Source organism: Streptomyces sp. AHU1 (genome assembly GCF_045343905.1).
Classification (GTDB): Bacteria; Actinomycetota; Actinomycetes; order Streptomycetales; family Streptomycetaceae; genus Streptomyces; species Streptomyces triticiradicis.
The window spans coordinates 1138783-1157784 of sequence record NZ_CP174283.1; the positions used below are offsets into that span (position 1 = coordinate 1138783).

The window sequence follows — 19002 nt, forward strand, 5'->3', positions numbered from 1 at the left end:
CTCTCCACCGCGGGCCCGAGGGGTCAGCCGAGCCTGCGGTCGAGGTTGAAGGCGGCGCTGATCAGCGCGAGATGGGTGAAGGCCTGGGGGAAGTTGCCGCACTGTTCACCGGTGTGGCCGATCTCCTCCGCGTACAGGCCGAGGTGGTTGGCGTAGGTGAGCATCTTCTCGAAGGCGAGCCGGGCCTCGTCGAGCCGGCCCGCCCTGGTGAGCGCCTCGACGTACCAGAACGAGCAGATCGAGAAGGTGCCCTCCTCGCCCTTGAGGCCGTCGGGGCTCGTCTGCGGGTCGTAGCGGTAGACCAGGGAGTCGGAGACCAGGTCCTCGCCCAGCGCGTCGAGGGTGGCGAGCCATTTCGGGTCGGTCGGGGAGATGAACTTGCCCAGGGGCATCATGAGCAGCGACGCATCGAGGATGTCGCTGTTCTCGCACTGGGTGAAGGCGTTGCGTCTGCTGGACCAGCCCTGGCTCATGATGCGCTGGTAGATCGCGTCCCGGGCGTCGCCCCAGCGCAGGATGTCGGCGGGCAGGCCGCGGTGCCGGGCCAGCCGCATGGCACGTTCGATGGCCACCCAGCACATGACACGGGAGTAGAGGAAGGGTTTGCGTCCGCCCCGGGTCTCCCACACCCCCTCGTCGGGCTGGTCCCAGTGCTCGCACACCCAGTCGACCAGTCCGTGGATGTTGTCCCAGTGCGCGCTGGAGAGGGGCTGCCCCCACTTGTCGTAGAGGTAGAGGCAGTCGATGAGGGCGCCGTAGATGTCCAGCTGGAGCTGGCCGACGGCGCCGTTGCCGATCCGTACGGGTGCGGATCCGCGATAGCCCTCGAGGTGGGTCAGCTCCTGTTCGGGCAGTTCGCGGCGCCCGTCGATGCCGTACATGATCTGCAGCGGGCCGTCGGGGCCGATGTTCTCCGGTACTTCGCTCTGGACGTGTTCGGACAGGAAGCCCATGAACGCCTCGGCCTCGTCGGTGAAGCCGAGGCGCAGCAGCGCGTACACGCAGAACGCGGCGTCGCGGATCCACACGTAGCGGTAGTCCCAGTTGCGCTCGCCGCCGATCCGCTCGGGCAGGCTGGTGGTCGGCGCGGCGACGATGGCGCCGGTGGGGGCGTAGGTGAGCAGTTTCAGGGTGAGGGCCGAGCGGTGCACCATCTCCCGCCAGCGGCCCCGGTAGCGCGACCGCGACAGCCAGCGCCGCCAGTAGCGCACGGTGGCCTCGAACTCCCGCTCGGCCTCCGTCACGGCGCAGAACCGGGGAGCCACTTCGTCGGTGATCCGGTCGAGGGTGAAGACGGCGGACTCCCCCTCGCGCAGCTTGAACAGCGACCACACGTCGGGTCCCGCGGCCTCGATCGGCACCGTCGAGGTCAGGGCCAGCTTGAGCGCGGGCGTGGAGAAGACGGCGTGGCCGGATTCGACGCGTACGGTGTGCGGGACCGTCCCGTAGGCGAAGCGGGGGGCCACCCGCGCCCGGAACGGCAGGGTTCCCCGGACGCACACCACACGGCGGATCAGACGGTGCCGGCCGGCCTCGCGGGACTCGTCGGCGACCGGCATGAAGTCCTGGATCTCCCCGACCCCGTCGTCCGCGAAGAACCGGGTGATCAGCACGTTCGTGTCGGGGAAGTAGAACTGCTTCGTACGCGCCGGAACGTCCGCGGCCAGTTCGAAGCGGCCGCCGCGGTCGGCGTCCAGGATCGAGGCGAAGACGCTGGGCGCGTCGAAGCGCGGACAGCAGTACCAGTCGATGGTGCCGTCGGTGCCGACCAGGGCCGCGCTGCGCAGGTCGCCGATCAGACCGTGGTCGGCGATCGGCAGGTAACGGGGGGTGCCCGTGCCGTACGGGCCACCGGGTGCGCCACGGGTTCCGTCGTCGCCGTACGGGCCACCGGGCACGCCATGGGCCCCGTCGTCGGCTCCGGACAGGGAATACATGTCTGCCGTACCGGCCATACCGGCCTCCTCCGGGCCGTCGTCCCGAGCCTCCCCCTCCGCTCCAGGCTAACGAGTCGTCCGGGGTCCGGGAGGTCGGCACATGTGGGGCCGGGGCCTTCGGGCATGCGGGTCCCGGAGCCCAGGGCTCAGGGCTCAATATCCAGTGCTCGGTGCTCGGTGCCCAGTGCTCAGTGCTCAGTGCTCAGTGCTTCAGGACGACCTTGGCGGCCACGATGATCAGTCCGAGGGCCAGGTTGACGAAGCCCTCGGCGACGACCAGCCCGCGGGGGGCGCCCGCGCGGACGGCTCCGAGACACGCCCACATGACCTGCTGGGCCACCGCGACGCCCAGGGCGATCCACAGGCCCGTGTTCACGCTCAGGCCGAACACGGCGCTGAGGGCCACCGCGGCGGCGGGCAGGGTGGCCGCCTCGACGATGGACCACTCGTGCGCGGCGGTCCGGCGGATCTGGCGCAGGGACCAGCGCTGGCCCACGACGCGTTCCCCGACGAGCTGCGCGTACACGTGGGTCGCCCAGAAGACCAGGCCGGTGATCATCAGCAGCACGACGGCCTGGAGCCGCGGGTACTCCCCCGCCGTTCCGGCCGTGGCCACCACGGAGGCGGCCAGGATCGAGCCGTAGATGGCGCCGGCGTAGTCGGTCCGGTGGCTCCCCGACCGGTCCGCGCCGTCCCCGCTCTCAGGCGGAACGCTGGAGCCGCTCACCCGTTCAAGATAGGTGTCGGGCCATGGGCGTGCCCGGTGGATGGGCCGGACGGGCGGAGCCACTGCCCGGGAACAGGGGCCTCAGCCGTCGTCACCGTGCTGTCGGGCGCCGGCCGGGCGGAAGCACGCCGTGACCGTCTTCCCGTGCCGCTGGCACTTCATGCCCCACTCGTCGGCGAGCATCCGCACGATCCCCACCCCCCGGCCGGAGACCGCTCCCGGCTCCGGGGTCCGCTGGAGCGGCAGGGTGGGGTCCTCGTCGTGGACACTCACGTGCAGGCAGTCGCCGTCCCAGGTCAGGACGAGGTGCGCGTCGCTGCGGGCGTGGACGTGGGCGTTGGTGAGCAGCTCGGACACCGTCAGCACGACGGCGTCCACCGTCTCGGGCTCCTCCGCCGTCCACGGCAAGGACTCCAGGTGCCCACGGGTCCAGCGCCGTCCGGCGCTCACCCCTCCGGAAACCGGGAACGAGTGCGCCCAGCCCATCGCCTTGACCGCCATCGTCCGACCTCGCTTCCGCTCTCGCCGTCATGTCCTCTCCCGGCCGTGTACCCGGAAGCCGTCCGCGCAGTCAGCACCACCGCCCGTGCCCCGGCACATCGCGGCTCCCCTCCGCACCTGCCCCGCCGACGAGTTCGGGCGACACTTCATGTGCCCCTCGCACAACCCCGGCGACCCGTGGGGCAGTCAATACCGCACCACTGCCCGGACTCCACTTTGGGGCGAACCATCACGCGAAAGGAACAACAAGCCAACACTGTCCGTACTATCTGTAAGCCGGGGCACACGCATCACGTGCGGTCGTCCAGCCATGCAGCCCGGTCAACACCAACACGCCCCGCCCCGCGGCACCTTCCCCGCGTGTTCATGTGGCGACCGCGCACCGAAGAGAGGTCCCATCGTGCCCGACACCAAGACTCCCACCGGACTGACATCGCAGTACACGGCCCAGGTGGTCGCCGACCTGGAACGCAACGCCAAGGAACAGGAACGTATCGGCGCGGAAATGGAGGCGCTGCAGGAGCAGTTGGACGCCCTGCGGCACGACCACGCCGTCCTCACCAACCTGCACCAGGCGCTGGGAGCCACGAGCGCGCTCGTCGAGACCGCCCCCGAGCCGACGGCGGCGCCCGCGGTACCCCGTCAGAAGACGTCCGCCAAGTCCGCCGAGGGCAAGCGCGCGCGGACGAAGAAGGCCGACGCCAAGAAGACGGACACCGCGAAGACCGGTGCCGCGAAGACCGGTGCCGCGAAGAGCACGGCGGCGCGGACGTCCGCGGCCAAGAAGCCCGCGGCCAAGGCCACCTCGGACCAGCCCACCCTCATCGAACTCATCCGCCGCTACCTCACGGAGCAGCGGGAACCGCGCTCCGCGGCGGAGGTCTCCACGGCACTGGGCCAGACCCACCCCGGCCGTCGCATCCAGACCAACGTCGTCCGGACCAGCCTCGAGAACCTGGTGGCCAAGAGCCATGTGCACCGGGCCAAGCAGGGCAGTTCCGTGTTCTACACGGCCGTCGACGCCGAGGAGCCGTCGGTGCCGTCGCCGAGCACGGAGCAGCCGGTGAAGGCGGAGGCGGGGACGGCCGGCGACTGAACGAACCGCTCAACCCCGTTTCGCCTTGGGGGCCTTGGACGTCCGCGCGGCTTCTTCGGCTCCATGGGTGACCCCTCTCCCCCAGGCGGTCTCCGGCACCGCGACGACAGGCGAGGTCCTGCGACGACAGGCGAGGTCCTGCGACGACAGGCGAAGTCCCGCAGAGCGACAGGTGAGGTCCTGCGGGGCCGGTGAGGTCCGGTGCCACGGCCGCGGCGTTCGCGCCGCGGCCCGCCGCCGTGCCCTGCCACCGCACAGCACCGCTCAGGCCGTCACCTTGGCGATGAACGCGGCGAGGTTCGCCACGGTCCGCTGGATCTTCTCCTCCAGGGTCAGCGACTCGTGGAGCCGCCCGCCGACGCCCGCGTCCCGCTTCCCCCGCACGTACAGCGAACAGGCGAGGTCGCTGCAGATGTAGGCACCGACCGAGTTGCCCTGCTGGCCGGCCTTGCCCGCCTTGGGCGCGACCATCAGGGAGACACCGCCGGTGTGGGTGGTCACGCACATGGAACACATGCTGCGCCGCAGCTGCCCCACTGTCGTACCGGGGCAGCGCAGCGTGATGCCCTTGAGGCCGTCGCCCAGCTCGGCCACGACATAGGCGCGGTCGGGCGCCTGGGGGTCCCGCCAGCCGAGGTAGTCCAGGTCGTCCCAGGGCCTCTCGGCCAGGTCGCGCGGGACGGAGAGGCGCTTGGCCTCACCCTTGGTGCAGTTCACGAACGCGGTACGGATCTCTTGCTCGGTCAACGGCTTCATAACACTCACGGTAATTTGCCTAAAGGGTTTAGGCAAATGCATAATCGGTTACACCGAGAAGAGGAAGGGCGGGGAGGACATGGGCCGCGCGGGGCTGAACACCGAACGCCTGACACGGGCGGGGGCCGAGCTGGCCGACGAGATCGGCTTCGACCAGGTGACCGTCTCGGCACTGGCCAGGCGGTTCGACGTCAAGGTGGCGAGCCTGTACTCGCACGTGAAGAACTCGCAGGACCTCAAGACCCGGATCGCCCTGCTGGCCCTGGACGAACTCGCCGAGAGGGGCGCCGCCGCACTGGCCGGACGGGCCGGCAAGGACGCCCTGACCGCGTTCGCCGACGTCTACCGCGACTACGCCAGGGAACACCCCGGCCGGTACGCCGCCGCGCAACTGAGACTCGACCCGGGGACCGCGGCGGCGAGCGCGGGCGTCAAGCACGCGCGGATGATGCGCGCGATCCTGCGGGGGTACGACCTCACGGAACCGGACGAGACCCATGCGGTCCGGATGCTGGGCAGTGTGTTCCACGGCTATGTGAGTCTGGAGATGAGTGGAGGCTTCAGCCACAGCGCCCCCGACTCGGGGGAAAGCTGGGCCCGCGTCATGGACGCCCTCGACGCCCTGCTGCGGAACTGGCCCGCCTCCTGAGTCCGGCGTCCCCGCCCGCCGTGCGCGCACCGGCGGCCGGCAGGGGACCGTCCGCCGAGCTCCCCGCCGACATCGCGCATCTCCGTACGTGGCACGCGCGTTGCCGGTTTCCGGCAGTGTTGCCTAGGCTCTGTGTGCCGGTCACCTTCGAGCAGTCGTCACCGGACCGTCGAGGAACCGGGGGACGAACTGATGGAACGGCAGACGCCCGAGCAGTACCTGGAGGGCTACGCCCGGATACTGGCCGAGGTCTCCGCCACCGGCAGGCGCCTGACCCGGGACGAGATCGAGTCCCGGCGGTCCCTGGGCGAACGGGCCGCCGACGCCGGTCACGGCCTGCCCGCCCTCGTCAGCGCCCACCTCTCCGCCGCCCGCGCCGCCTGGCCCGCCTCACCCGGTTCGGCCGACCACGCGCTCGCCACGGTCCAGCAGGTCGTCGACGCCTTCGCCGAGGGCTACGGCCGGGCCCAGCTCCTCGCCGTACGCAAGGAGGAGGCCGCCCGGCGCGAGTTCATCGACGACCTCCTCTACGGGCACAGCGACCTGGGCCGTCTGGCCGAGCGCGCGGAGCGCTTCGGTCTGCGGCTCTCCCCCACGCACGCCGTCGCCGTCGCACGGGGCCCGGCGGCCTACGACGAGTCGGCGCCGGTGCCCCGCCAGGTGGAACGGGAGCTCATCGCCCGCTTCGGCGACCGCAGCATCCTGTTCACCACCAAGGACGGCAGGATGCTGTGCGTCGCCCCCGGCGAACAGGCCGACGTCCTCACCCACTTCGCGAAGCAGACGCACGCGGCGGCCGACGGCGGACAGGTGGCGATCGGCCGTCCCCAGCCCGGCCCCCGCGGGATCGTCCAGTCCTACGAGGAGGCGCTGAACGCCCTCGAACTCGCCGAGCGGCTCGGCCTGGACGCGCCCGTACTGCGCGCCGCCGACCTGCTCGTGTACCCGGTGCTGACCCGGGACCGCCAGGCGATGGCCGACCTGGTCCTCGTCACCCTCGGCCCGCTCACCGGCGCCCGCGGCGGTGCCCGGCCGCTCCTGGACACGCTGGCCGCGTACTTCGACACGGGCTGCGTCGCCGCGGCGGCGGCCCGCCGGCTCTCCTTGAGCGTGCGGGCCCTGACGTACCGTCTCGAACGCGTCCACCAGCTCACCGGCGCCGACCCCGCCGATCCGGCGCACCGCTACACACTGCAGACCGCGGTCATCGGCGCCCGGCTGCTGGACTGGCCCGCGCGGAGCCTGTGACCCGGCGGCGGTCGGGTCCGGAAGCCTCCGGACGGCGGCCCGCACCGGCGGCATCGCCTCGCGCCCGGCGTCTATGGTGGTGGTCGTGACGACTCGACGATGGGAACTCGGCGGCGACTTGGGCGTCGCGCGCATCGGGTACGGCGCGATGAAGCTGACCGGCTGGCCGAGGGGCGAACGGCCGGACCGGGACACCTCGCTGGGAATTCTGCGCCGCGCCGTGGAACTCGGGGTGAACCACATCGACACCTCGTACTACTACGCGCGTGACGGGGTGTCGGCGAACGAGCTGATCCGGGAGGCACTGCACCCCTACCCGGACGACCTGGTGATCGTGACCAAGGTGGGCGCGCTGGTCGAGGGAGCCGACATCGCCCTGCCCGCGGCCGAGAAGCGGGGCCTGACCGCCGACAACCTGCGCCGCGGCGTCGAGGCGAACCTCCGTTCGCTCGGCCTGGACCGGATGGACGTGGTGAACCTCCGGATGGGTGATGCGGTCGGTGCCGACGCGGCGTCCCTGGCCGAGCCGCTGGAGGCACTGCTGGCGCTGCGCGGCGAGGGCCTCATCCGGCACCTGGGTGTCTCCAACGTCTCGGCCGACGAGTTCGCCGAGGCCCGCAAGATCGCGCCGATCGCCTGCGTCCAGAACCTCTACAACCTGTCCCGGCGCGATGACGATCCCCTGGTCGACGCCTGCGCGGAGGCCGGCGTCGCCTACGTCCCCTTCTTCCCGGTCGGCGGCTTCCAGCCGGTCACCGCCGAGCACCTGGAGTCCGTGGCCGCACGCCACGACGCGACCACCCCGCAGGTGGCCCTGGCCTGGCTGCTGGCCCGGTCGCCCAACATCCTCCTCATCCCCGGCACCGGTTCCCCGGCACACCTGGAGGAGAACATCGCCGCCGGCTCCCTCGAACTGACCGCCGAGGACCTCGCCGAACTGGGGTGACGAACGCCCGGCGATCCGTTCCGCGCCGCCTGCAACCGAAGCGGCCCCGATCGTGTCTCAGCACACGACTGGAGCGCGCGGGGACCGGAACAGCCCACGCGCCCCACGTCTCGGGGAGGCATGGGTCATGAGCACATGGGCGGTACCGGGCTACGCCGAGTCCCGCGAGCTCGGTTCGGGGGCGAGCGGGCGCGTCGCGCTGGCCGTTCACGAGGAGACCGGGCATCCGGTCGCGGTCAAGTACCTCAGTGACGCGCTGCGCACGCGTCCGGGCTTCGTGCAGGAGTTCCGGGCGGAGGCCCGGCTGCTCGGCGGGCTGCGCAGCGACCACGTGGCCGGCCTCTACGAGTACGTGGAGGGGCCCGAGGGCGCGGCCATCGTCATGGAGCTGGTGGACGGGATGTCGCTGCGGACCCTGCTCGGCCGGCAGGCTCCCCTCGAACCCGAAGCCGCCCTCGTCCTGCTCAAGGGGTCACTGCTCGGCCTCGCCGACGCCCACCGCCTCGGCGTGGTCCACCGTGACTACAAACCGGAGAACGTCCTCGTCCGCGCCGACGGCACGTCGAAGCTCGTCGACTTCGGGATCGCCACCGCCGACGGCACCACCGCCGGCATCGCGGGCACCCCGTCGTACATGGCTCCCGAGCAGTGGACCGGCGCCCCCGCCTCGCCGGCCGCCGACGTGTACGCCGCGACCGCGACGTTCTTCGAGTGCCTGACCGGCCGCAAGCCCTACACCGGCGCGAACCTGGCCGAACTCGCCCTCCAGCACGTGGACGGAGCCATCCCCGCCGACGAGGTCCCCGAGCCGGTCCGCCCGCTCGTCCTGCGCGGCCTCGCCAAGACGCCCGGACAACGGCCCGCCCACGCCGAGGACCTCGTCGCGGAACTCGAGGCGACGGCCGGCGGCGCGTACGGTCCGGACTGGGAGGACCGCGGCCGTCGGCAACTCGCGGCGCTCGTGGCCCTGTGCCTTCTGCTGCTGCCCTCCGCCCCCTCCGTGCCGCGCCACGCCACGGACATGGCACGCACGGTCCTCGGCGGGGCACCCGACTGGCTCCGGGCCTGGCGGCCCAGTCTTCGCTCCCTGCTCGTGTCGGGGGCCGCGCTCGTGGCGGCCCTCCTCCTGACGTACGGCATCGACCGGCACTCCCCGGACTTCGGCACGCCCCGCAGGGCCGCGGAGGCACTGGCCACCACCAGCGCGCGGCCGACCGGTGACGGCGGCCCCACGACGACGGCGGACCCCGGCTCCCCGACGCCGTCCCCCTCGTCGTCCGCGACGGCTCCGCCCACGCCGTCCGCCTCGGCCTCGGACGCCACGACGCAACCGACCGTCTCGGCGTCCGCGACCACCGGCGCGTCCGCGTCGCCCACGGCCGCGCCTCCGACGGCGACGGCCACGCCGACGGCCGAGCCGCCCACCACGGCCTCCCCGTCGCCCACGCCCACCCCCACCGTCAGCGTCAAGTCCGTCTCGTTCAGCGGCTTCCGGCAGACGGGCAACGCGACGGCGGCCGCGACCGCCACCGTCACCACCGACGGAACCGGACCGGTCACCATCACGGTCGCCTGGTTCACCGGTGAGGTCAGTGGCCGGCCCGGCACCCAGGACGGGACGGCGGAGACCTACCGGCGCAGCGGCGCGACCCAGTACACCATCGCCCTCGACCACACGTTCCAGGGCACGGGCTGCTACTGGGGCGTCCGGGCCGACACCCAGCCGGCCTCCGCCGACGGCGGCGCCTGGCAACAGCTCCTCACCCGGCGGTGCTCGATCGGATGAACCAGAACCAGAGCGCCTCGGGCGCCTCCTCCCCCGACGACGACTACAGCGCGACCGTGCTGGCCAGCCACTGGATCCAGCGGCCGGACTCCTCCGACACGCTCGCCCTCACCGAGGGTTCGGCGACACTCGCGCTGTCGGGCGCCGGGGCCGGTGCCGGGGGCGGCACCACGGCCGAGGGCGTCGCACCCGACCGGGTCGAGGGCACCCTGCTGCGCTTCGGTCCCGGCGTGAACGCCGACACCGTGCGCCGGATCGGCGCCGCTCCTCCGGTCGCTCCGGCCCGCCGCCGGACCTGGCGCCGTCACGCGCTCCCCGCCTTGGTGCTGCTGGCCGTCGTGGCCCTTCTCCTGTGGCACCGCTCCGCGCCGTCCCTCGGCGTGGAGGACGTCACGGTCTCCACCGCGTCCCCCTCCCCGGAATGCGACGAGACCGCCGACATCACGGGCACGGTCACCACCAACGGCAGGCCCGGCGAGCTCACGTACCGCTGGGTCCGCAGCGACGGCACCTCCTCGAAGGTCCTGCACGAGGACCTGACGAGCAATCAGAAACAGTCGAGGCTCCATCTGCTGTGGACGTTCCAGGGCGACGGCCGCTACGAGGCACGCGCCGAGCTGCACCTGCTCTCACCCGTGCGCCGCACCGTCTCGACGGAGCTCACGTACAGCTGCCCATGACACGGCCGCCGAGCCGCCGGGCGCCCTGTGGTCTCACACGCCCGACGGCGTGCAGGCGCTCAGGCCGGTGACGTAGTTGAGCTGGGGGCCGTAGCCGGCGAAGGTGGCGATCGCCCCGGCGAGCAGGGTGCGGCAGGGGGCGCCCTGACCGTCGGTGTACCGGACGGTGACGTCCACGGTGGTGTCGCAGTCGTTGACGACGGTCGTGTAGCGCCAGTCGCTGTAGTAGTGGACGCAGTCCGGGACGGGAGTCGCGTCGACGACATCGCCGACGGGGGCACCCCGGCCGGCGTCCCGCGCGGCGGCGGGCGCTCCGGCCGCGCCCAACAGGCCCAGGACCGCGACGGACAGCCCCAGAGCCGTCCTGAGCGCGTGCGGACGTACGGAGCGGCTGGTGGTGAACATGGCGGCGTCCTTCATGTCGGCGGAAGCGGCGGCCGTGGAGCCGCGGCGCGGTGCCACCCTGCAACGCTTGCAAGAATTGCGCAAAGTCATGCAACGCCTTTCAGTCGATGATGAAGCCTCAACCGAACCGGCGCCGTTCACCGAAATGTCCCCGCCCAGGTCTTGCGCCCGCCTTCGACACGGCATGCCACGTCCGTCACCGCCCCGCCGCGGACGGCCGTGCGGGCATGGTCAGCCGCGAGATCTGCCCTGGTCCCGCCGGCCCTGCCGGGGCTGGGTGCGGCCACGGCCGCCGGCGCGGCGACGTGACGGTGCCGGGGGCGCGTCCGCGCTGTTGAAACCGGGCCCGCTCGGGGCGCTGAATCCACCGGGAACCGCGGGAGCGGCCGCGGGGGCACCGGTGGCGGCCGTCGGCGCGGAGGGCGCGGACGGCGTACGGGTGCGGGGCACCGCGCGGCCCACGACGCGGGTGTGCGTCATCAACGGGGCGCAGGCGGCGCAGACTTCCTTCAGGGTCCACACCTGGGCAATGGCCGGATCGTGGCGCAGCACCAGCAGCACGCTGCCCATGCAGTGCACCGGACTGCCCTCGTGGGAGGCGCACTGCGTCTGCCGGCAGGCACAGGCGGCGTCCGCGTGCACGGTGGCCGCGCGGGCGTGCGCCCCGACATGGGCTTCGGCGAAGCGGCGCAGCGCGGCAAGGTCGCGGGACCGCGGCGGCATGGCGCAGGGAGAGGAGCACGTGACCGACGCGGTGCGGTCGCTGTGGCCGGAGATGCGGACGGTCCACGTGCGTCCGGGACGCCGCGCGGCAGGGGATTCTGAGTGTGGGAGGTCCAAGACCGGCAGTCCTTCGGCAGTGGGGTGTTCGCGCTGATGCGCATGGAGTTTCTTTACCCGCGCGGGCCGGTCCGTCATTCACCGGTGGGCCGCGAGCGTCCTCGAATCTGCGAGCGATGGCGTGCGCGGGCCCGGACTGCTGTCGCGCGGGGTTGCGATCTTCCCACAGCGGCACGTCGGACGAGTCCGACCCGCCTGGGGCCCTGAGGATAACCCCGCTCTGACGTGCGGACCCTTCGGGGTGGGCAAAGATTTGTTCCCGCGGTGCCCGTCCGCCGGGCGGCGTCAGGAGCGGCCGCCCCTGACGCGCTCCCAGAAGGAGCGGGTGGCGCCGAATCCGGTCTCGTGGACCCAGACATGGGTGCACGACGGGCACTGCAGATGCAGCAGGCTCCCGGTGGTGGAGAGCAGGTAGCGCCAGTGGTCGGAGCACGACCGGCGCTGCTCGCAGGAGGCGCATCCGTGACTGTCGGCGCAGTTCGGGCACCTCACCCAGGCGCGCCGCCCGACGTCCGCCTGGGGGTCAAGCGGCAGCACGGCCGTCTCCGCGGCGGGGCAGCACTCCGGCCGCGACGAGGTCGTCGTACACGCGCCGCTGTCCGTCGTCGAGGCCGGAGTACAGGAGCGCGTACGCCGCCTCCTCCTGGCGCATCACCTCCATCGGGTCCCAGTCGGGACCGAGGACGGCCAGGACCTGGGCCTGCCGCAGGACCTCCTGGGCGGTGAGGTCGACGGTGAACTCGACCAGTCCGGGGGCGTCCGGCCGGCCGGCACCCGTCGGGAGCGGCGCTCCGGCCTCGCCGGGGCCGTGCGGGAGCGGGGGATTTTGTGGGGCCATGGGAGAGAACTTAGGTATGCCTTTCTTGTCGGGACAAGAGGAGGTGGGCGAAGTCACAGCAGGTCGGGGCCGTGACGGCCGCCCCCGCGCCGGACCGGCGGCCCCGTCCGCGGGGGCCGCCCAGAACACCCACGACCGAGGGGCGCTCACGCGTCCCCCACATCTCCACCATCCGTTGATCACATCATCGGTATGCTCCTGGAGCTCCATCCGCACCACCGAGGGGGGATTCCTCATGCGTATCCGTCATGCCCTGGCCGTCGCCGCCGCCGCGGCCGGCACGCTCGCCGTCGTCGCCACGGCCCCGGCCCAGGCCGCGGAGTACTCGTCCGCGCTGAAGATCAAGGGCGTCCAGTACGACGCGCCCGGCCGGGACTCCAACAGCTGCTCCAGCGGCAACTCCAAGGCCGAGTACCTGGTGATCAAGAACTACTCGTCGAGCACGACCGTCAACCTGAAGGGTTACGTCGTCAAGGACGCCACGGGCAACAAGTTCACCTTCCCGGCGAACCACTACCTGGAGCCCGGGGACTACATCAAGCTCCGCGGCGGCCACGGCACCGCCTCGGACGCCGGCAACGTCGTCTACCGCCAGAACTGCAACTTCATCTGGAACAACGACAAGGACACCATCTACCTGTACAAGTCGTCCGGTGCCCGCGCCGACGTCCACTCGTACACCAAGTCGGCCGACGACCGTGACGGCAACGGCTACATCTCGTACCACGGCTGAGCGGAGCGCCTGCGTCCGGCCGCCGGGCTCCGTCCACCCGGAAACGACCGCCCCGGGCGGAGCGATCACCTGATCGCTCCGCCCGGGGCGGATCCGGTTCCGTGCCGGGACACGTCTGTCCGGGACGATCCGGGGCAGACGGCGATGGACCCGGGAGGAAGCGCGTCCCGGGCGGAATCCGGACGCACCGCGCTGCCCCTGGGAGCCCTCCATGCCGACCGCCGTACCGGACGGAGCCGCCGGAATGTCCGGCAGCCGAACCGAAGTCACGGGCTCCGCCCGCTCGTTCGCACTGCCCCGGGGCACCGGCCGGACCGCCGCTCGTATCGCCGCGCTGACCGCGTGCCAGGCGGCGTCGATGGTGGGGCTCGGTCTCCTGATCACCGGTCCCGCCCGCGGGCTGTGGCCGCTGACGGCCGAGGACACCGTGAACGAGCGCCTCGAACAGGCCCGGACCGGCACCCTCACCGCGCTGTCGTCCATCGCCTCGGAGGCCGGCAACACCCTCACGGTCATCACCGTCACGCTCCTGGCCTGCCTGGGCCTGCTCCTGGTACCCCGTCTCCCGATGTGGCGTCAGGCGGTCTTCCTCGCCGTCGCCGTGTCGCTCCAGTCGCTGGTCTTCCTGGCGATCACCGAGTCGGTGGACCGGCACCGGCCGGACGTGGACCGCCTCGACGCGTCACCGCCCACGTCGAGCTACACCTCCGGACACACCGGGGCGGCCACCGCGGTCTACGCGGGTCTGGCGGTTCTCGCGCTGTCCCGGATCCGCGGGCCGTGGCGCAAGGTCGTGGCCGGGCTGCTGCTGCTCCTGCCGCTGCTCGTGGCGGCCGCCCGGCTCTACCGGGGCATGCACCACCCCACGGACGTCCTGGGCGGCCTCGTCAACGGCGCGCTGTCCCTGCTGATCGTGGGGCGCGCCCTGCTGGTCGACCGGTCCGTGGCTGCCGCGCCGTCCACGGACGGCACACCCGCGGGCCGGACCGCCGACGAGCGTCCGCCCGGCACGACCGCCGTGATCCTCAACCCCACGGTGACCGACGAGTCCGAGCGCCACGAGCTGCGGAGGATCCTCGAACGGCACGGCCACCGCGAACCCGTGTTCCTGGAGACCACCGCGGACGACCCCGGGGCCGGACAGGCGGCCCGCGCGGTCCGCGAGGGCGCGACACTCGTCGTGGTCTGCGGTGGGGACGGAACGGTCCGCACGGTCGCCGACGCCCTGGCCGGGAGCGGGGTCCCGCTGGCCGTGGTCCCCTGCGGCACCGGCAATCTCCTGGCCCGCAACCTCGGTCTGCCGCTCTCCCCCGTCGCCGCGCTCGAAGCCGCGCTGGGCGGCAGTCCGCACCGGCTCGACCTCGCGGCCATCGAGGGCGACGGCCTGAAGGCCACCCGGTTCACCGCGATGGCCGGGGCCGGTCTCGATGCCGCGATGATGGAGCACACCGATCCTCGCGCCAAGGCCGCCCTCGGCTGGCCGGCCTACGCGCTGGCCGGGATCGGGACCCTGCGCACGCCCCGCATGCGGGTGACGATCCGGCTGGACGGATCCCCCGCCTTGCGCCGCACGGCCCGTATGGTGCTCGTCGCCAACGTCGCGGCCGTGCAGGGCGGAGTCACCCTGCTGCCCGCCGCCCGCCCCGACGACGGGCTGCTCGACCTCCTGGTCCTCGACCCGCGCGGACCGGGCGGCTGGCTGCGGGCGGTGCGGACGCTGCTGCGCGGACGCGCCACGCCGCCACGGCCGTCCACCGTGCGCACCCTCGCGGCGGAGGGCGGGGACCACGACGAGGTCCCCGTGGAGTTCTTCACCTTCCGGCGCGCCGAACTCGTCTTCGACACGCCTCAGTCCCGGGAACTCGACGGGGACCCGGTGGGCCCCGGCCGACGCCTCACCGCCGAGGTCGAACCCGGCGCGCTGACCGTCATGCTGCCCTCCCGGGAGAAGTGAATGGGTACCGCGACGAGGGTCCCGGAGACCCATGCCATGTCCGGCGACGAACTCTCCGCCGACGAAGCCCTCGCGTCCCTGCGCCGGTACGGCGGCTGGCCCCTGTTGCGCGACGCGTTCATCCGGTTCCGTTACGCCGACGGGTTCAGTCATTCCCGTGCGCTCGCCCTGCAGACGGTCCTGGCCCTGGTCCCGCTCGCCATCGCGTTCGTGGGCCTGTCCTCGGCCCTGCACACCGAGGACGTCGGCCGGGTCGCCGAACTGACGATCCGCCGGCTCAGCGCGGGGCCGAGCGCCGAGGTCGTCGACGACGCGCTGCGCCGCAGCCGGCGCACGGCCGGCGACGGGGCCCAGGTCGCCCTGTGGTTCGGGCTGGCCTTCTCCCTGGTCAACGTGACCACCGCGATGTGCCAGATCGAGCGCGGCGCCAACCGGATCTACGGGAACGAGCGCGACCGCGTCTTCCACCGGAAGTACCTGCGCGGTCTGGTCATGTCCCTGAGCGCGGGAATCCCGCTCGGCCTCGGTTTCGTCCTGATGGTGGCCGGCGACGACCTGGCGTCCGCGGTCGTGACCGTCTACCACCTCGACGGAGGGGCCAAGACCGCCTGGGACGTGCTGCGTTGGCCCTTCGGACTGCTCCTCGCCCTCATCTCGGCCAGCGCGATCTTCCGTCGTTCGCCCCGTCGTCGCCAGCCCGGCTACACCTGGCTGGCCTTCGGCGCCGCCGTGTACCTGGTGCTCTGGACCGCGCTGACCTGGCTGCTGAGCTTCTACCTCGAGTTCAGCGGTTCCTTCGACACGGTCTACGGTCCCCTCAGCGCCTTCATGTCGCTGCTGCTCTGGGCCTATCTGACCTCGATCGCCCTGTTCCTCGGACTGTCCTTCGCCGCGCAGCTGGAGGCCTCGCGCGCGCGGCGCCCCGGTCCGGTCCAACCCGATCCGGGGGTCTGAGATGGCGACGCGCTCCATGGTCCGGAACCTGCGGGACCGCCGCCGGGAGGCGGACCGGCGGTTCGGCGCCCGGCTGCTCGGCGCGGCCGCGGCGGCCGCGGTCACCGCGGTCCCGTTCGGCCTGCTCCTCGTCCTGGTCGAGGGACAGTGGCGGCCCTTGCGCCGACTGGACGCGGGCGCCGCCCGTCGGCTGCACGTCGTCGCCCTCGACCATCCCGCCTGGACGAGTATGCTGCGCTTCCTCTCCGACCGGGTCTGGGATCCGGTCACCTTGCGTACGGCTGTCGCGCTGCTGACCGTCTGGCTGGTGTACCGCCGGGCCTGGCGTCTGGCCGCGTGGGCCGCGGTGACGGCCGTGGCCGGCGGGTTCATCGGGCTCCTGGTGAAGACGGTCGTCGAGCGGGCACGTCCGTCGCTGGAGGATCCGGTGGCGCGGGCCCCGGGCTTCTCCTTCCCGTCGGGCCACGCGATGACCGCGACGACCTCGTTCGCCGTCCTGCTGCTGGTCCTGCTGCCCATGGTGCCGCGTCCCTGGCGCGCGCCGTGCTGGGGCGCCGCGGTCCTCTCCGTCGTCGGCGTCGGCTTCACCCGTGTCGCCCTGGGCGTCCACTGGTTCAGTGACGTGCTGGGCGGCTGGCTGCTCGGGCTGACCGTCGTCGCCTTCACGGCTTGGGCGTTCGAGGCCTGGCGGGCCGACACCGGAAGGCCCCGGGCCCCGGTCGCCGAAGGCCTGGAACCCGAACTCACCGAGGAACGGCCCGAGGCCGGGGCCTCCGACGGAGCAGAGGAACGGGCCGTCACCTGACGGTCCGTTCGGCTCGTCGTCCCGCGCCCGGGGACGGCCCGGGGACGGCCCGGGGACGGCCCGACGGGGCCGGGCGCGTGGACGAGGCGGAGGCCGCCACCAGGACGGGGCCCGCGGGCTCCGTCCTCAGCCCGGACGATGGCTGAGGATGTCTCCGGGCTGGCACTCCAGCACCTCGCAGAGCCGCGTCAGCGTCGTGAACCGTACGGCTCTCGCCCTGCCGTTCTTCAGGATCGACAGGTTCACATGGGTGACACCGACCCGGTCGGCGAGCTCCGTCAGGGTCATCCCGCGTTCTTCGAGCAGACGGTCGAGATGGACCTCGATCGCGTGCTCCTCCTTGTCCTCGGGCATCAGACCGTTCCGTCGAGGTCTTCCCGCATGGTGACGCCGACGCGCATGATCCGTGCGAAGGAGAGGACGCCGAGGCCGGTGAGTATCGCCATGTAAGGAGCGTCCCACGAAATCAGCCCGGAGAGGGTACTGACGTCACCGCCCCTGCTCAGAGAGCCGAGCAGTGCCTTCTCGCTCACGGACCGCCCGATCGCGGCGAGCACGCTGCCGGCCAGCAGCCACCAGCCCACCCTGCGCAGCCGCTCCGCCGTCCGCGCGGTGTAGAGGCCGTCGCCCTCGGCACCCCGGATCAGCAGGAGAACGAGCAGGAGCGCCCCGACGGTGAAGACGAAAGCGGGAACCTCGGTCGCGGTGTTGAGCAGGCTCTGCGCCGTGCTGGGGTCGTCGGTGCAGTATCTCGGGCTGGCGTCCAGACCCATCACGGCTCCCGGTGCCGCCCTGAACCCCATGTACGGCTCCGCGTCGGTGCCCACCGTCTCGGCCGTGTCCGTGACACAGATGGACTTGTCGCCGACGCCGAGGACGTGCACTCCGTCCAGGAACATCGAACCGAACACGCCCAGGACCGTCATCAGCGCGAACAGCGTCACGAGGACCGTGACCGCGCTCGACATCGGCTCCAGTGGATTGCGTACCCTCGCCATGACTCCCCCGCATCGATTATCGATGTTATCGAAAAACGATACATAGCGCGACGGTGCCCCGCAAGACAGTTCGAGGGACGGCTCCGGAAGGAAGGGCCGCGTCGCGGGGTTCCCCCCGGTCGGCCTACGGGCTCATGATGTTCAGCGGCCACGGACGGCTACAGAATGACTCGACAGCGATCCGAGGAGCCCTCATGATCTTCATCACCGTCAAGTTCAACGTCCGCCCCGAGTACGCGGAGAAGTGGCCGGAGATCACCGCCGAGTTCACGGCCGCCACCCGCGCCGAACCCGGCTGCCTGTGGTTCGACTGGTCCCGGAGCCTCGACGACCCGACGGAGTACGTCCTGGTCGAGGCCTTCCGGGACGACGAGGCCGGGGCGGCCCACGTGCAGTCCGCGCACTTCAAGGCCGCTCAGCAGCTCATGCCCGACCACCTGACCTCGACACCGCGCATCGTGAACGTGAAGATCCCCCAGGACGACTGGTCCCTCCTGGGCGAGATGGCCGTCGAGGAACAGCCCTAGGAGCGCTCCGGCCCGGCCCCGTGACGGAACGGGACCGGGCCGGACGCGGGAACGGAGTCCCTGGATCACGCCCCGCAAGAGGGCGTCGGCGGGTCAGCCGACGAACTCCTCGACCGGGCGGGCGAAATCGGTTCCGAGCTGCGCCATCGCATTGCCGAACTCCTTCTCGCCGACCGCCTCGCGCAGCGTCACGAGCACGGCCCGGACACCGCTGTCGGCCTCCTCCTTCTTGAGCACGTTGCGTTCGGCGACACGCCGTACGGCCTCGTCGTAGCCGAAGACCTCGATGGCCGAGGTGGCACCCCGCCGGACGGACTCGGCCAGCCCCTCGGGGAGCTTCAGCGCCAGTGCCCGGTCCTCGCCCCCGCTCAGCCGATGGGCGAGCGTCTCCAGCGTGGCCCGGGTCAGATCGGCCGACTCCTGTCGTGACAGGCCCGTACGCTCCGACACCGCCCGGACGAATTCCCTCTCCTCCACGCGCCGCCTCCTCTTCTGAATCGTCGGTCCGACGGCTCGGCGGTCCGAGGGCCCGGCGCCCGAGATCCTGGCGGTCCCGCGGTCACACGGCCCTCGATCCACACTGACACGCGGCCGCCGGGCCCGCGCGGCCAGACCGTGGGCC

Annotated in this window: 22 protein-coding genes; 11 read left to right on the plus strand and 11 right to left on the minus strand. The window is 72.1% G+C overall.

The genetic code is table 11. The features are described from left to right. Positions 1 to 23: 23 nt before the first annotated feature. The 3 genes from ACICHK_RS05225 to ACICHK_RS05235 form a co-directional block, all read right to left on the minus strand. Positions 24 to 1955 carry a glycoside hydrolase family 15 protein gene (locus tag ACICHK_RS05225; protein ID WP_406835923.1) on the minus strand — a complete coding sequence of 644 codons (1932 nt, stop codon included), beginning with the start codon at positions 1953 to 1955 and terminating at the stop codon, positions 24 to 26. A gap of 184 nt (positions 1956 to 2139) precedes the next feature. Continuing rightward, positions 2140 to 2664, minus strand: coding sequence for a hypothetical protein (locus ACICHK_RS05230; protein ID WP_406835924.1), 525 nt, complete (start codon positions 2662 to 2664; stop codon positions 2140 to 2142). An 81-nt stretch (positions 2665 to 2745) separates the two neighbouring features. Continuing rightward, positions 2746 to 3165 (minus strand): ATP-binding protein, encoded by a 420-nt coding sequence (locus ACICHK_RS05235; RefSeq protein ID WP_406835925.1) that lies wholly within the window; start codon positions 3163 to 3165, stop codon positions 2746 to 2748. 400 nt (positions 3166 to 3565) lie between these two features. Between ACICHK_RS05235 and ACICHK_RS05240 the strand changes: the two genes are divergently transcribed. After that, positions 3566 to 4261 (plus strand): hypothetical protein, encoded by a 696-nt coding sequence (locus ACICHK_RS05240; protein WP_406835926.1) that lies wholly within the window; start codon positions 3566 to 3568, stop codon positions 4259 to 4261. A 264-nt stretch (positions 4262 to 4525) separates the two neighbouring features. On the opposite strand, the gene ACICHK_RS05245 is transcribed toward ACICHK_RS05240, so the two are convergent. Continuing rightward, complete coding sequence (locus ACICHK_RS05245) at positions 4526 to 5017, minus strand: FBP domain-containing protein (protein WP_406835927.1); 492 nt, start codon at positions 5015 to 5017, stop codon at positions 4526 to 4528. Between the two features lie 79 nt (positions 5018 to 5096). Between ACICHK_RS05245 and ACICHK_RS05250 the strand changes: the two genes are divergently transcribed. The 5 genes from ACICHK_RS05250 to ACICHK_RS05270 all read left to right on the plus strand — a co-directional run bounded on the left by ACICHK_RS05250 (position 5097) and on the right by ACICHK_RS05270 (position 10326). Then, the gene (locus tag ACICHK_RS05250; protein ID WP_151467231.1) at positions 5097 to 5666 is read left to right on the plus strand and encodes a TetR/AcrR family transcriptional regulator; all 570 of its coding nucleotides are present in this window, start codon (positions 5097 to 5099) and stop codon (positions 5664 to 5666) included. Positions 5667 to 5858: 192 nt separating this feature from the next. After that, on the plus strand, positions 5859 to 6914 hold the full coding sequence (locus tag ACICHK_RS05255) for a PucR family transcriptional regulator (protein WP_406835928.1): 1056 nt from the start codon (positions 5859 to 5861) through the stop codon (positions 6912 to 6914). 73 nt (positions 6915 to 6987) lie between these two features. Continuing rightward, positions 6988 to 7860: an oxidoreductase gene (locus ACICHK_RS05260; RefSeq protein WP_406835929.1), complete on the plus strand. Its 873-nt coding sequence runs from the start codon at positions 6988 to 6990 to the stop codon at positions 7858 to 7860. A gap of 127 nt (positions 7861 to 7987) precedes the next feature. Beyond that, a complete protein-coding gene (locus ACICHK_RS05265) occupies positions 7988 to 9646 on the plus strand; it encodes a protein kinase domain-containing protein (protein WP_406835930.1) in 1659 nt (552 codons plus the stop codon). Then, positions 9643 to 10326 carry a hypothetical protein gene (locus ACICHK_RS05270; RefSeq protein WP_406835931.1) on the plus strand — a complete coding sequence of 228 codons (684 nt, stop codon included), beginning with the start codon at positions 9643 to 9645 and terminating at the stop codon, positions 10324 to 10326. Before ACICHK_RS05265 ends, ACICHK_RS05270 begins: the two co-directional genes overlap by 4 nt. 33 nt (positions 10327 to 10359) lie before the next feature. On the opposite strand, the gene ACICHK_RS05275 is transcribed toward ACICHK_RS05270, so the two are convergent. From ACICHK_RS05275 to ACICHK_RS05290, 4 genes are all read right to left on the minus strand, one after another. Beyond that, a complete protein-coding gene (locus ACICHK_RS05275) occupies positions 10360 to 10788 on the minus strand; it encodes an alpha-amylase (protein ID WP_406835932.1) in 429 nt (142 codons plus the stop codon). A gap of 174 nt (positions 10789 to 10962) precedes the next feature. Beyond that, the gene (locus ACICHK_RS05280; RefSeq protein WP_151467228.1) at positions 10963 to 11454 is read right to left on the minus strand and encodes a hypothetical protein; all 492 of its coding nucleotides are present in this window, start codon (positions 11452 to 11454) and stop codon (positions 10963 to 10965) included. A gap of 402 nt (positions 11455 to 11856) precedes the next feature. After that, a complete protein-coding gene (locus ACICHK_RS05285) occupies positions 11857 to 12108 on the minus strand; it encodes a hypothetical protein (RefSeq protein WP_151467227.1) in 252 nt (83 codons plus the stop codon). Then, positions 12095 to 12409, minus strand: coding sequence for a DUF6400 family protein (locus ACICHK_RS05290; RefSeq protein WP_151467226.1), 315 nt, complete (start codon positions 12407 to 12409; stop codon positions 12095 to 12097). The genes ACICHK_RS05285 and ACICHK_RS05290 overlap by 14 nt, the downstream gene beginning before the upstream one ends. Before the next feature lie 235 nt (positions 12410 to 12644). On the opposite strand from ACICHK_RS05290, the gene ACICHK_RS05295 reads away from it, so the two are divergent. The 4 genes from ACICHK_RS05295 (at position 12645) to ACICHK_RS05310 (ending at position 16855) form a co-directional block, all read left to right on the plus strand. Then, the gene (locus tag ACICHK_RS05295; RefSeq protein ID WP_406835933.1) at positions 12645 to 13142 is read left to right on the plus strand and encodes a lamin tail domain-containing protein; all 498 of its coding nucleotides are present in this window, start codon (positions 12645 to 12647) and stop codon (positions 13140 to 13142) included. A gap of 244 nt (positions 13143 to 13386) precedes the next feature. Continuing rightward, on the plus strand, positions 13387 to 15096 hold the full coding sequence (locus ACICHK_RS05300) for a diacylglycerol kinase family protein (RefSeq protein WP_406835934.1): 1710 nt from the start codon (positions 13387 to 13389) through the stop codon (positions 15094 to 15096). Beyond that, positions 15097 to 16050: a YihY/virulence factor BrkB family protein gene (locus ACICHK_RS05305; protein WP_151467223.1), complete on the plus strand. Its 954-nt coding sequence runs from the start codon at positions 15097 to 15099 to the stop codon at positions 16048 to 16050. It begins immediately after the preceding gene. A gap of 1 nt (position 16051) precedes the next feature. Then, on the plus strand, positions 16052 to 16855 hold the full coding sequence (locus tag ACICHK_RS05310; protein ID WP_406835936.1) for a phosphatase PAP2 family protein: 804 nt from the start codon (positions 16052 to 16054) through the stop codon (positions 16853 to 16855). 126 nt (positions 16856 to 16981) lie between these two features. Here ACICHK_RS05310 and ACICHK_RS05315 read toward each other — a convergent pair whose 3' ends face one another. Then, positions 16982 to 17209, minus strand: a complete 228-nt coding sequence (locus ACICHK_RS05315; protein ID WP_151467221.1) for a helix-turn-helix transcriptional regulator — start codon at positions 17207 to 17209, stop codon at positions 16982 to 16984. Beyond that, positions 17209 to 17853, minus strand: a complete 645-nt coding sequence (locus ACICHK_RS05320) for a DUF2975 domain-containing protein (protein WP_406835937.1) — start codon at positions 17851 to 17853, stop codon at positions 17209 to 17211. The genes ACICHK_RS05315 and ACICHK_RS05320 overlap by 1 nt, the downstream gene beginning before the upstream one ends. Before the next feature lie 194 nt (positions 17854 to 18047). Between ACICHK_RS05320 and ACICHK_RS05325 the strand changes: the two genes are divergently transcribed. Then, positions 18048 to 18380: a putative quinol monooxygenase gene (locus tag ACICHK_RS05325; RefSeq protein ID WP_406835938.1), complete on the plus strand. Its 333-nt coding sequence runs from the start codon at positions 18048 to 18050 to the stop codon at positions 18378 to 18380. 93 nt (positions 18381 to 18473) lie between these two features. Here ACICHK_RS05325 and ACICHK_RS05330 read toward each other — a convergent pair whose 3' ends face one another. Beyond that, positions 18474 to 18857, minus strand: coding sequence for a DUF2267 domain-containing protein (locus tag ACICHK_RS05330; RefSeq protein WP_151467218.1), 384 nt, complete (start codon positions 18855 to 18857; stop codon positions 18474 to 18476). Positions 18858 to 19002: the final 145 nt, after the last annotated feature.

Bases quoted from the DNA above. Each gene is read 5' to 3' on its own strand.
- ACICHK_RS05225 (WP_406835923.1), bottom strand. From the start codon at position 1,955: ATGGCCGGTACGGCAGACATGTATTCCCTGTCCGGAGCCGACGACGGG.
- ACICHK_RS05235 (WP_406835925.1), bottom strand. From the start codon at position 3,165: ATGGCGGTCAAGGCGATGGGCTGGGCGCACTCGTTCCCGGTTTCCGGA.
- ACICHK_RS05245 (WP_406835927.1), bottom strand. From the start codon at position 5,017: ATGAAGCCGTTGACCGAGCAAGAGATCCGTACCGCGTTCGTGAACTGC.
- ACICHK_RS05250 (WP_151467231.1), top strand. From the start codon at position 5,097: ATGGGCCGCGCGGGGCTGAACACCGAACGCCTGACACGGGCGGGGGCC.
- ACICHK_RS05255 (WP_406835928.1), top strand. From the start codon at position 5,859: ATGGAACGGCAGACGCCCGAGCAGTACCTGGAGGGCTACGCCCGGATA.
- ACICHK_RS05260 (WP_406835929.1), top strand. From the start codon at position 6,988: ATGGTGGTGGTCGTGACGACTCGACGATGGGAACTCGGCGGCGACTTG.
- ACICHK_RS05265 (WP_406835930.1), top strand. From the start codon at position 7,988: ATGAGCACATGGGCGGTACCGGGCTACGCCGAGTCCCGCGAGCTCGGT.
- ACICHK_RS05270 (WP_406835931.1), top strand. From the start codon at position 9,643: ATGAACCAGAACCAGAGCGCCTCGGGCGCCTCCTCCCCCGACGACGAC.
- ACICHK_RS05280 (WP_151467228.1), bottom strand. From the start codon at position 11,454: ATGCCGCCGCGGTCCCGCGACCTTGCCGCGCTGCGCCGCTTCGCCGAA.
- ACICHK_RS05290 (WP_151467226.1), bottom strand. From the start codon at position 12,409: ATGGCCCCACAAAATCCCCCGCTCCCGCACGGCCCCGGCGAGGCCGGA.
- ACICHK_RS05295 (WP_406835933.1), top strand. From the start codon at position 12,645: ATGCGTATCCGTCATGCCCTGGCCGTCGCCGCCGCCGCGGCCGGCACG.
- ACICHK_RS05300 (WP_406835934.1), top strand. From the start codon at position 13,387: ATGTCCGGCAGCCGAACCGAAGTCACGGGCTCCGCCCGCTCGTTCGCA.
- ACICHK_RS05305 (WP_151467223.1), top strand. From the start codon at position 15,097: ATGGGTACCGCGACGAGGGTCCCGGAGACCCATGCCATGTCCGGCGAC.
- ACICHK_RS05310 (WP_406835936.1), top strand. From the start codon at position 16,052: ATGGCGACGCGCTCCATGGTCCGGAACCTGCGGGACCGCCGCCGGGAG.
- ACICHK_RS05315 (WP_151467221.1), bottom strand. From the start codon at position 17,209: ATGCCCGAGGACAAGGAGGAGCACGCGATCGAGGTCCATCTCGACCGT.
- ACICHK_RS05320 (WP_406835937.1), bottom strand. From the start codon at position 17,853: ATGGCGAGGGTACGCAATCCACTGGAGCCGATGTCGAGCGCGGTCACG.
- ACICHK_RS05325 (WP_406835938.1), top strand. From the start codon at position 18,048: ATGATCTTCATCACCGTCAAGTTCAACGTCCGCCCCGAGTACGCGGAG.